At 45.4% G+C, this 12,124-nt stretch carries 10 protein-coding genes; 4 read left to right on the top strand and 6 right to left on the bottom strand.

All coding sequences use genetic code 11. From position 1 onward, the window contains the following. The first annotated feature begins 2 nt into the window (after window positions 1–2). Window positions 3–584, top strand: a complete 582-nt coding sequence (locus tag B7360_RS20705) for a cupredoxin family protein (RefSeq protein ID WP_085344512.1) — start codon at window positions 3–5, stop codon at window positions 582–584. Between the two features lie 96 nt (window positions 585–680). On the opposite strand, the gene B7360_RS20700 is transcribed toward B7360_RS20705, so the two are convergent. Beyond that, on the bottom strand, window positions 681–2,030 hold the full coding sequence (locus tag B7360_RS20700) for a ferric reductase-like transmembrane domain-containing protein (protein WP_085344519.1): 1,350 nt from the start codon (window positions 2,028–2,030) through the stop codon (window positions 681–683). A gap of 239 nt (window positions 2,031–2,269) precedes the next feature. Between B7360_RS20700 and B7360_RS20695 the strand changes: the two genes are divergently transcribed. Beyond that, on the top strand, window positions 2,270–3,121 hold the full coding sequence (locus B7360_RS20695) for a carbenicillin-hydrolyzing class A beta-lactamase CARB-57 (protein ID WP_005391263.1): 852 nt from the start codon (window positions 2,270–2,272) through the stop codon (window positions 3,119–3,121). A gap of 291 nt (window positions 3,122–3,412) precedes the next feature. Then, the gene (locus B7360_RS20690; protein ID WP_006742172.1) at window positions 3,413–4,462 is read left to right on the top strand and encodes a sensor domain-containing diguanylate cyclase; all 1,050 of its coding nucleotides are present in this window, start codon (window positions 3,413–3,415) and stop codon (window positions 4,460–4,462) included. Between the two features lie 118 nt (window positions 4,463–4,580). On the opposite strand, the gene B7360_RS24725 is transcribed toward B7360_RS20690, so the two are convergent. Next, the gene (locus B7360_RS24725; RefSeq protein ID WP_005375418.1) at window positions 4,581–4,733 is read right to left on the bottom strand and encodes a hypothetical protein; all 153 of its coding nucleotides are present in this window, start codon (window positions 4,731–4,733) and stop codon (window positions 4,581–4,583) included. A gap of 245 nt (window positions 4,734–4,978) precedes the next feature. Here B7360_RS24725 and speG point away from each other — a divergent pair, with 245 nt between their 5' ends. Beyond that, on the top strand, window positions 4,979–5,518 hold the full coding sequence (speG, locus tag B7360_RS20685) for a spermidine N1-acetyltransferase (RefSeq protein WP_041853120.1): 540 nt from the start codon (window positions 4,979–4,981) through the stop codon (window positions 5,516–5,518). Window positions 5,519–5,673: 155 nt separating this feature from the next. Here the strand turns inward: speG and B7360_RS20680 are convergent, their stop codons facing one another. From B7360_RS20680 to vmeP, 4 genes are all read right to left on the bottom strand, one after another. Beyond that, the gene (locus B7360_RS20680; RefSeq protein ID WP_254048140.1) at window positions 5,674–6,363 is read right to left on the bottom strand and encodes a hypothetical protein; all 690 of its coding nucleotides are present in this window, start codon (window positions 6,361–6,363) and stop codon (window positions 5,674–5,676) included. Window positions 6,364–6,538: 175 nt separating this feature from the next. Continuing rightward, a complete protein-coding gene (locus B7360_RS20675) occupies window positions 6,539–7,645 on the bottom strand; it encodes an OmpP1/FadL family transporter (RefSeq protein WP_085344511.1) in 1,107 nt (368 codons plus the stop codon). 120 nt (window positions 7,646–7,765) lie between these two features. Beyond that, a complete protein-coding gene (gene vmeQ / locus B7360_RS20670) occupies window positions 7,766–10,906 on the bottom strand; it encodes an efflux RND transporter permease subunit VmeQ (RefSeq protein ID WP_085344510.1) in 3,141 nt (1,046 codons plus the stop codon). Window positions 10,907–10,916: 10 nt separating this feature from the next. Then, entirely contained in the window at window positions 10,917–12,059 is a 1,143-nt protein-coding gene (gene vmeP, locus B7360_RS20665) for an efflux RND transporter periplasmic adaptor subunit VmeP (RefSeq protein WP_005391278.1), read from the bottom strand. Window positions 12,060–12,124 lie beyond the last annotated feature (65 nt).

Here is a 12,124-nt window from a genome sequence, read left to right as displayed (position 1 = left end):
ACATGAAAAAGACTCTTATCACTCTTGCTCTAACCATGGTATCGGGTGGCGTATTTGCTCAAATGGATAACTCAAACATGAACCACGACAACATGGAGCATGGTCAAATGGATCACGGTTCCATGAACATGGATAATATGCCGATGGATCATGGAAAAATGGACCACGGTAAAATGGATCATTCTGGTATGAGCGGCATGCCGGGCATGTCAGCGGTTGGTATGCCTGCAAATGGCGCAAAACCAGACAAAGTCGTTCATGTACTCTTAACGGATGATATGAAAATTACATTCAAAAAAGACGTGACAATAGAACCGGATGATGTGGTGCAATTTGTGGTAATGAATACAGGCAAAATCAATCACGAATTTACCATTGGCTCAGCAGAAGAACAGCTTAAACATCGTGAAATGATGAAAACCATGTCTGGCGATCACATGCATGACTCCGGCAATGCTGTCACTGTTGAACCAGGCAAAGCAAAACAACTCCTGTGGCACTTCCATGGCGATAAAAATGTAGAGTTCGCGTGTAATATCCCCGGACATGCAGAGGCCGGCATGGTCAAAAAAGTGGAACTGTAGTGAAACCGGATTTACGCATTCACACGGTTCTTAGACGTTAAATGTAAATAAAAAGGAGCTGATTCAGCTCCTTTTTATTTCACCCCAAATACTAGATTATCGCATCACAAACAGCTCTTCATGATAGTGATGTTCTGTATCAAAACGATATGCCTCTAACTCTTTTTTCAGGGTTCGAGAAAATACCTCCGGTCCACAGAAATAAAACTCATAACGCGATAAATCGCCGCATTCCTTCGCAATTTGTTCAACATTAAGTCGAGGTGAAACCGCAGTATCTATCACGTTCAGTTTCACTTGTGCCTGACGCGCGGCATTCCATAGTTCATCCACTAAATGACTATCTAAGCCACGTGTGCAATAAAACAAATGCACTGGCGGATGTCTTTTTAACGCTTTCAATGAAGATAAGATGGCAAAGAACGACGCTATCCCGACACCACCAGCAATCCAAACTTGCGGCTTGTTGACATCAAACTCTAAACGTCCATACGGCCCTTCAACAACAACCTCATCACTCGCTTTCACACGCTGGTACAAATTGGTCGTGAAATCGCCTAGCTCTTTGATCAAAAAGCGAATCTCTGGATCGTGCTCACCTGAAACAATCGTAAACGGATGCGGATCTTCATTACCAAAACGAACATAAGCAAACTGCCCGGCTTTGTGTCCTTGCCAAGGTTTTCCTTTACCGTTATTGCCTGGCGCCAAAACCAGCTCCATCACTCGCGCTTGAGGGAAGTAGCGAGTCGACACCACTTTGGCGGGATAGCGATTCGCTCGTCCGACAAAGCCAAACAAGCTATAAACGGCAGCCGCAGAGCCCATCAATGCAAAACCAAAAGCGACAAAATGAATGGGATCGCCCCAGTATGCATGCTTTATCAATAAGACCGAATGCAAGGCAACCATCAAATACACCACAGCCATTAAGCGATGGGATAACTTAAACGGTTTGTATTTAACAACAGTCCAGAGTGACACTGCCAGCAATACCAATAGCAAATAAAAGCCCCACTCACCTAAATCCAAGCCTACATCACGCAGTTCTTTAACCCATAACTCCAAACCAACGAAGTTATTGCCTGATGGCCCTGCTCCAGTGTGTTTTACTGGTTTTTCCAACCAACCAGCAGCAACGAGCCACTTCGGCACTTTATACATAAGCCAATGGATCACACCCAAACTGACGCCTGTTATACCTAACCACTTGTGTACTCGATATGCCTTGTCCATGCCATGAACCCATTGCTCTATCACAGGTAAGCGCAGCGCCAGCACCATCGCAATAGACATCAAAGCTAACGACAAAACACCAGAATATTGAATAAGCGCGGAGCGCCATTGGAAGAATTGGGTCGAGGACAGCAGTTGCGGTTCACTCATCCACCACAACACAGACACGGCGGCAACTATCATCCATAAAAAATTTCGTACAGTTTTCATGAACATCACTCTCAAATTGACGACAACTCTAGTTTAGTTTTTCTAGCGTAATGCAACGTCAATATTCGTAAAGTTGAGTAAACCCTCAATATACTTAAGGTCAATAACAAACTTGGAGGTATTGCGCAGAATCCTACAAAAAATCGACATGGATTTAACAGTGGTTAGAGTATTCGCTCGTTATAGTTTGCGTAACATCGCCACAGTGCGAACCAAAACCAAAATGAAGAACACGACGCATGAAAAAGTTATTTTTGTTAGCTGGGCTAATGGTTTGCTCAACCCTAAGTTACGCATCCCAACTGAATGAAGACATTTCTCTCATCGAACAACAAACCTCAAGCAGAATTGGAGTCTCGGTTTGGGATACGCAAACCGATGAGCGCTGGGATTACCGCGGCGATGAGCGCTTCCCACTCATGAGCACATTCAAAACCTTGGCTTGCGCCACAATGCTAAGTGATATGGACAGCGGTAAGCTAAGTAAAAATGCGACCGCGAAAGTCGATGAGCGCAGCATCGTTGTGTGGTCTCCAGTGATGGACAAACTCGCAGGCCAAAACACACGCGTAGAGCACGCTTGTGAAGCCGCGATGTTGATGAGTGATAATACTGCTGCCAACTTAGTATTGAATGAAATCGGCGGTCCTAAGGCCGTGACAATGTTTCTGCGAACTATTGGTGATAAAGCGACGCGCCTAGATAGATTAGAACCACGTTTGAACGAAGCGACACCGGGAGACAACCGCGACACAACCACACCTAACGCCATGGTAAACACTCTGCGAACCTTGATTGAAGGAGAAACGTTGTCTTACGAGTCTCGCGTGCAATTAAAAATCTGGATGCAGGACAACAAGGTTTCAGACTCGTTAATGCGTTCAGTATTACCAACAGGTTGGTCTATCGCCGACCGCTCTGGTGCGGGTGGTCACGGTTCGCGCGGTATTAACGCAATCATATGGAAGGAAAACCATCGTCCTGTTTACATTAGTATCTATGTCACAGAAACCGAGCTATCACTTCAAGCCAGAGACCAGCTCATCGCGCAAATCAGTCAGTTGATTTTACAGAAATACAAAGATAATTAATTCACTGCTTACGTATTTACTTTCCTAAGTTCACCCTCTTTGCCCTTCTCTTCCCTGAAGGGCTTCTTATTCTTTGGTTCTACCTCAAAAACACCCCTTATTGAGTAATGACTTACTTATAAATAGGTATAACATTTATTCATTTAGGCGTGAGTTAACGCCCACATTAAGCAATTGAACACACATAGATGGCGATAAATAAACCATAATCTTACGTAGGAACGCATTTTTCTTGAAAATAGCTTCGTGTAACTTATTGTTGGTATTTGCAACATCGCAAGGAGATGTCTATTGAGACTTGAAAGAACTTTTAACCCTGATGACTTATCGATGCAGAACATGGAAAGTCCGATCTGTATGCCGATAGGGTTTGTTCACTTTTTAGCTCAATCGGAAACATTGCAGCAGGTGCTCGATACTGTCGCAGAATGGATAAATCGTATATTCAATTCTGACCGCGCGAGTATCACGCTTTATGAAAATGATGATCATCTAAAGGTCTACTCTTTCTCTGGTAATAAAGCGATTCCGGCTGAATTCTTGGTACCTATTCACCGAGCTTTTGTTGGCCGAGTGTTCAAAAAACAACAACTGATGATCTGTGACGATGTCACTCAATCTGATGAGGTCGATTGTGTGATGCTGGCATCCAATGGCATGGGGACGTGTATGGATGCGCCTTTAATGCACGGTAAAGTCTGTTTGGGCACGCTTAATGTTGCACATCACCAAACGCACACTTACACAAACGAACAAGCGGCACAGCTTCAGTGCATTGCTAACTGGATTGCTTTAAACATTGCTCTTCATATACAAATTATGAAAATGGAGCATCTTGCCACAACGGATGATCTGACTGGCATTCCAAACCGCAGAGAATTCATGCGACAAATCGAAAGCCGCCTGACTGAATACCGTACCCAAGGCATTGACTTCCATGTTGCTATTCTAGATTTAGACAACTTTAAGAGCCTTAATGATCGGTTTGGTCATGATGCTGGCGATAAATCGCTGATCCATGCAGTCAACACCATTCAAAGTCATCTACTTGACTGTGACTTACTTGCCAGAGTTGGCGGTGAAGAGTTTGCCATCGTACTAAGAAGCCGGTCATCGCAAGAAGCCCTAAACACATTAGAAACGATCCGCAATGCGCTAGAAACTACGACGATTCAACACTCAGGTCGTGATATGAGCTTTACCGCTAGTATTGGTGTAACTCAAGTCTGTAGCTTGGATGACTCGTTTGAACCACTCGTAAAACGCGCCGACTTAGCCCTTTACAAAGCCAAAGAAACCGGTAGAAACCGTGTTGAGGTTCATAAAACAGAAGAAAACTAGAAAAGAGAGTGATAAAAAAGGTAGCGACTTGTTGCGCTACCTTTTATAAATTCTAACCCGCCTAAAATAAGTAATACGAACTTTAAGCCAGTTTAGAAATAAGAGTGAGCAAATTTAATTATGCTTTCTTAAGATCTTTAGCTGGGTAAGTTAGCGTTTTCTCGCCTGCTTTTACGTGTGTGTAAAAACCGCCACTGCTTAAACCTGTAACAACCATTTCGCCAAGATCGATACCTTTAGTCGCTACTACTACGTCACCGATTGAAAACATATTGAATACCTTGTTTATTTAGATTAAGACACTAAGTCGTTGCGCGGTATTTAATATGATATTAGGCAAACCACCTAATCTAATTTTTTATCGTAAAGATTAATTTTTATTTGGCGTGAACTCTAAGTTTCCATATTGAAAAAACCACAATATTTCCCAAAAACAGATGCGCTATTCTTGTTAAATACGTTAAGATTTTCTAGCATCAATTGCGGAGGTTTACTCCGCCTCATTGGAGATAAATGATGAAGAAAGGCCTAAAAATGCGTGCACTAGAACGCTCTGATTTGCGCTTTATTCACGAACTAAATAACAACCGAAATATCATGGCCTACTGGTTCGAAGAGCCTTATGAATCTTATGATGAGCTCGAAGAACTGTACCGAAAACATATACATGATGACGCAGAAAGACGCTTTGTGGTTGAAGATGAAGACGGCATAGTGATTGGATTGGTCGAACTTATTGAGATCAACTACATTCACCGAAGCGCTGAGTTTCAGATAATCATCGCCCCAGAACATCAAGGACGAGGTTATGCGACAGAGATGATTAATCGTGCATTGGATTACTCCTTCTCGATTCTTAATCTACGTAAAATATACTTATTGGTCGCAGTGGATAATGAAGTCGCTATTCATTTATATAAGAAATGTGGTTTTATTGAAGAAGGCCATTTAGTAGAAGAATACTTTATTAACGGAGCCTATAGCGATGTTAAGCGCATGTATATATTAAAACACCAATATCAGAAAAAGATCGAAGAAAAGAACGCGATTCACTAATTTATTCCATCAAAGTAAAAACGCAGCCATCGTTGCTGCGTTTTCAATTTACTCAAATTGATATTGGTAAGATAATGCGACGCGCCTATCTGCCTCATCTAAATAGGTGTTGTTGTCCATGACAAACGTCATTACGTTAAACGAGTGACGTTTATTCACGAGATAACCAAGGCCGATACCACCAAAGAAGCCTTTGTAGTTCTCTCCTTCACTGTTTTCTGAGCCGTAAGTGCCTGCTGCGAGCTGATTAACGTCAGCTCTTTGGTAAACGATTTCAGCGCAAATGCACCAACGTAACCGCTGCTGCCTGAAGAGCTCATCATATTGAAGCCATTCTCTGCACTTGGAGTGCCCGTAAAGTTAGGCTCGCTACAGTTGCTGCCTGCTGCACCGTCACAAACAGGAACATCACCAGTGTTGTACGTATAGCCTGCCATTGGGAAAATTTGGAAGCCTGCTGGCTCAATCCCGAAATAACTTAGCGGCATAAAGGTACCAACGCTGTAGTTGGTTTGATCCGCGCCGTTTACGTATTCATTTTTACCGAAGTTGAAGTTCACGATACCGACCGGAAACAACCACGAGCCACCAATACGCCACTCGCTCGCATCATCATTGATACGCAGGTTAATTTTGCGCGCTTGGTCAAGCGCAAGTGAGCCCGAGAATGAGATGTTTTGATCATCAAAATCGTAGTTGTTTGCGTACGACGCGCCAAATTTCGTAATGACTTTTGTTGGGTCATCCGCCAACTTGTTTTTATTGTCTTTTACTCGGTGCTCGGCACCATGAGCCAGCGTACTGACCAACAAAGTCGTACACACTAACGCTAGTTTATTTTTCATTTTTAGTCCTTTGAGATGTTGAATACCCGCACTTAGCTGCGCAGATACTTTTTGAATCATCACTCACTGGATGTAACAGAAGCGCCCTAACTACCTTAGATGGCGTGACAGCATCCAGTGCAGGTAGTTAGGGTAGAATGGCCTGTAAGGAAGGCGTTTTAGCGATTAGGAATGATTAGTTTTTCCAGTTGTAGCTCATGCTCATGAAGTACAGAGCAGGCTCATCAAAGCCAGCTTGTAAGCTTGGCGTTTCTGACGATTCCATCAAGATCGCTTCAAACGCGAAACCAATTGAGTTTTCTGAATCCAATGTGTAATCAATGCCTGTACCAATGCGGTACGCCTTGCCAGTAGGAACGGTAATATCACCGTTTGATTGGCTCTCATACATGCTGGTATCGAATGCAAAACCTGCATTCCACATCATTTTTTCATTCAGTTTGTACTGAGTACCCAATGCGATTTGGTAAGTGTCTTGTGTCTCTACGTTCAGCGTGGTTGTGTATTCGCTCCAGTCTTGCCAGTTCACGTTCCACATCACCGCTAGGTCATCATTCAATTCGTGGTAAGCACTGAAGATAAGTTGTTGTGGAGCAATGGAGTTGCTGTTATCGAATTCAAATTCGGTTTCAGAAGAGTAAGACAGACCAAGACGCGTGCCTGATGTTGCCTCATAAAGCACACCTACTCGGCCGTTGACTTGAGTATCTTGGTCTTCGTCTAAGTATTTTTTATGCATGTCAGAGCTAGCCAACGTCCCTTCCGCTTCTACTTCATACATACCGTACTGAATACCAAGCGCCGCACCCACAGACCAGTGATCATTGATGCGGTAAGAAGCGGAAGGTTGAATGGTCAAGGCTTGTGTCGTTGCTGTAGGAATATCTAAATGATCACCCAAAAGGCCTTCGTACTCGAGGCCAAGACCGTAGTTGCCATACAGACCAATACCCAGCGTCCATTTGTCGTTCACTTGTTGGCTGTAAAATGCCGACGCCATAGGAACAAAACCAATCACGTTGCCCGCGTCGCCAGTCATCGTGTCTAGTTGCGCGTCACCGTAAAGGCCAATCAGGTTACCAGAGAAAGATTTACCAGAAACATTCGCCAGACCAGCCGGGTTTGCTGCCATTACTGAGGCATCTTGCGCACGAGCCGCCATACCAGCGGATGCCAAACCAATATCCGATGCTGTAGTTTCGTAAAGGTATAACCCACCCGCTTGCGCAGCAGCACACGTCAGTAGAGAGCTCGCTACGACGATTTTTGAAAGATTTTTCATGCTAAAACCTATTATTGTTTGGGGCCCCCACGCTGCGACGGTGGTTGTATATCAATGAAAGACATTGACCAATCGCATACAGCGTGGGGGTGTTGTGGAGTCAGTCAGTTGAAATCAGCGTTATTGCTCGCTCACCTCAAGTTCAGTGGGTTTCTTTCGCTTAAACTTCTCGCGCAGAGATTGCATCATCACGAAGAACACTGGCGTCAGTAACGTGCCTACAAACGTAGAGAGAATCATGCCGCCGAATACTGCAAAGCCCAGTGAATGACGAGATGCCGCACCAGCACCCGATGCAATCACCAACGGGAATACCCCCCAGATGAAGGCGAATGCGGTCATCTGTACTGCTCGGAAACGGATTCGAGCAGCTTCTTTGGCAGCATCAATGATGGATAAGCCCTTTTCTTCTCGCAGAACTTTGGCAAATTCCACGATAAGAATCGCCACTTTGGCGGACATACCGATCAAGATGACCACACCAATCTGCACGTACAAATCGAACGGTTGTCCCACCAGCAGTAGCGTGCCCATAGCGCCGAGAATCGCGACTGGAACCGCCATCATTACCGCAGCAGGAATAGTCCAACTTTCGTACTGAGCCACCAAGAACAAGTAGGTGAACAGCAAAGACAGTGCGAACGCGATTGGTGCCATGTTGCCTGCTTTCATCTCTTGGTAAGTCATGCCTGACCGCTCGTACGAGTAACCACTTGGCAAAGATTCTGCAGCCAGTTTTTCAATGGCTTTTACAACATCACCCGAGCTGTAGCCTGGCGCTGGCGCACCGTTCACGGTTGCAGAACTGAACATGTTGTAGTTCGACAAAGTATCAGGGCCGAAGATCGGCTTCACTTTCACTAGCGTTGCCAGTGACACCATTTTTCCAGAGCTTGAGCGAACAAACAGATGGTTGATGTCGTCGATGTTGTCACGGTATTGCTCTTCTGCTTGCACTTTCACTTGGTACGAACGACCAAACAAGTTGAAGTCAGAAATGTAGGCACCGCCCAACTGTGCTTGCAGTGTGCTGAAGATTTCATTCAACGGTACGCCCATCGAAATCGCTTTATCGCGATCAATATCGATGTAACGTTGCGGAATATTCGCGCGGAAAATCGAGAACGCACGTGCCACTTCAGGCAGTTGGTTGATTTGGGCAACAAAATCAGCGGTTGTTTTTGCCAACTCTTGTGGAGAACGACCCAAGTTGTCTTGCAACACAAGGTTGAAACCATCCACCGCACCCATGCCCTTGATTGCCGGCGTCGCGAAAACGAACGAAGCGGCATCTGGCGTTGAGTTCAGCATTTGGTTAACTTTATTCATCAACGCGCGTTGGTGTAGCTCAGGGTCTTTACGTTTGCTCCAGTTATCCAGTTTGATGATCAACATGCCCGAGTTTGGAATCGACGCCATGTTAATTACCGAGAAACCCGCAACCGAAACCACGTTCTCCACACCTTCCATCTGTTTTAGCTCATCAACGTACTTCTTCATTAATGGTGCCGTACGCTGCAATGCAGCTGCGTCTGGCAAACGCATTTCGACCATGAACACGCCTTTATCTTCGTTCGGTACGAAAGAAGAAGGTACGGTCATGAACGCAAATGCCAGCCCCGCAATAAGCACGCCATAAACACCGACACTCAGCACAATGCGGCGGCTCAAGAAGCCAACTAAGCCTTGATATTTGCGCGTTATTGCTTCAAAACCGCGGTTAAACGCACGCAAAGGCGCAATAGGTTGCGAGTGAGTAGATTTCAACATCAACGCACAAAGCGCTGGCGTTAACGTTAATGCGTTGATCGCAGAGATCAGCACCGACACACAGATGGTGACCGCGAACTGGTTGAACATTCGACCAGAAATACCCGGCAATAGCGCAACCGGTACGAATACCGCCAACAAAATAAGCGTTGTTGCCAATACTGGCCCCGTCACTTCTTTCATAGCTTGGATCGTGGCCGGAATCGGGTCTAAATGCTCTTCATGGATAACCCGCTCCACGTTCTCTACCACGATGATCGCATCGTCCACCACGATACCGATGGCGAGGATCAAGCCAAACAACGAGATCGTGTTAATGGTCATGCCCATCACGCCCATGATTGCGAACGTCGCAATGATGGAAACCGGAATCGCTAAGGTTGGAATGATGGTCGCTCGCCAGTTCTGCAAGAAAACGTACACAACGAAGGTTACAAGAAGTACCGCAATCACCAGCGTCTCGTACACTTCATCAATCGATGTCTCTACGTATTCGGTAGAGTCATAAGCGATGTCGTAGACCAAATCATCTGGGAACGATTTCTCGTACTCTTTCATGGCCTCTTTCACGCGTTCCATCACGTCTAGCGCGTTCGCTGTCGGCAACTGGTACAAGGCCAGAACGGCGGCTGGTTCGTTATTCATACGACCATCAGCTTCGTAACCTTGTGCGCCAACTTCGACACGAGCCACATCTTTCAAGCGAATCAAAGAACCTTTCTTGCTCGCGCGGATGATGATGTTCTCGAACTCTTCCGCAGAAGTAAGGCGGCCTTTGGTTTGCAAAACATATTGATATTGCTGGTCACCCGGAGCTGGCATACCACCGATCTTACCCGCCGCCACTTGGATGTTTTGCGTTTTAATTGCGCCAATAACATCGCTAGCAGAAAGCTTCAAGGTGGCCAGTTTATTTGGGTTCAACCAAATACGCATTGAGTAGTCTTTCTTACCCAGCAGCGTAATGTCACTCATACCTTCGATACGTTTTAGACGCTCAACGATATTGAGATCCGCATAGTTAGAAAGGTAGATACTGTCGTAAGACTGTTTCGGAGAACGCAGTGTGATAACGCCCAGCATGTCGGAAGATTTCTTCTTAACCGTCACACCGATTTGGTTTACTTCTTGTGGTAGAGACGACGTCGCCTGTGCCACCAAGTTGTTCACACGAACCTGCGCCATATCGCCATCTGCGCCCACTCGGAAGTAAATACGCAATGTGTATGAGCCATCGTTACCAATCACAGAAGACATGTAAATCATGTCTTCAACGCCGTTGACTTTGGCTTCTATCGGTTGTGCTACCGTCTTTTTAACCACGTCCGCGTTTGCACCCGGATACATGGTGCTCACCGTAATTACCGTTGGAGAGATTTGAGGATACTCAGAAATTGGCAAGACTTTCAGGGCGATCATACCCATCAATGTCATCGCCAGTGAGATCACCAAAGCAAACTTCGGCCGGTGAATGAAAAATTTACTTAACATCAGTACTCACTCAGCCTTGTTCACTCTGTAGTTCAACGTCTTTCACCGTTGCACCCGGACGCACTTTTTGAAGACCATTGACGATGACTTTTTCGTTAGCCGCCAAACCAGTCAGCACAGCACGTTTCACACCGTAGGTCTGACCGAGTTCAACGTTACGACGAGACACCACGTGATCATCACCAACCACCATGACGTAGTCACCCGCTTGGTCTTGTTGAACAGCCGCCGATGGGATAAGCAAACCATCAATGGTTTTGTTGCGCAGCTTGATGGTCAAGTTGCCATATTCACCCGGCATAAGCGCGTAAGTTGGGTTATCGAATTGTGCTTCTGCTCGAATTGAACCTGTTTCTAAATCGATCTTGTTGCCAACGGCGTAGATCTTGCCATCAAGCGGATACAATGAGCCGTCTGAAAGCGTCAGTGTTAAATCAACATCCAGTTTGTCATCGTTACGATGAGCCACATCAATCGCACTTCTTACGCGGCGGTAGAGCTTCTCATCCACATCAAAGCCAAAGCGAATTGGGTCGATTTGAGTGATCGAAACAAGAGGAACGAGTTGAATTTTCGAAATACGGTCACCCACTCGGAAGTTGCTGAAACCCACGCGGCCAGAGAAAGGAGCACGCACAGAGCTAAATTCAAGATCGAGTCTTGCTGAAACCAGCGTCGCTTTCGCCTCTTCTACCGAAGCAATCGCTGCGGCGTGCGCGGCAATGGCGTCATCGTATTGCTGCTCACTGATGCTTTTATCTTTGATGAGTTTCTTCACACGTTCTGCATCACGCGTAGTTTGAACGAGTTGTGCTTTTGCTTTTTGCAACGACGCTTTTGCATACGCCAGTGCCGCTTTGTAAGGGCGGTCGTCGATTTCAAACAGCAATTGGCCTTTTTCGACCATATCGCCATCTTTAAAATGAATCGCGGTTAATTCGCCACCGACTCGAGGCATAATATCAACGTCATTTACCGCTTCAGTTCGACCGATAAAAGTATGATAAGGAGTGATTTTTGTTTCGGTTAGGGTAACGGTTTCAACAGAGGGTGCTTGGGCAGTTTTCGTTGCGATATCGCCAGTTTTGCATCCTGATAGTAATGCAGAAGATATAGCAATAGATACCAACGCAAATTTATATTTGGCTTTCATGATAAACCTACTTTATGTAGAAAGTGCCCTAGCCTAAATATTTAAATATATGGATAAACACACTT

Source organism: Vibrio sp. ArtGut-C1, from assembly GCF_002105475.1.
GTDB classification, from domain to species: domain Bacteria; phylum Pseudomonadota; class Gammaproteobacteria; order Enterobacterales; family Vibrionaceae; genus Vibrio; species Vibrio diabolicus.
This window is presented reverse-complemented; position numbering and strand designations above follow the sequence as displayed.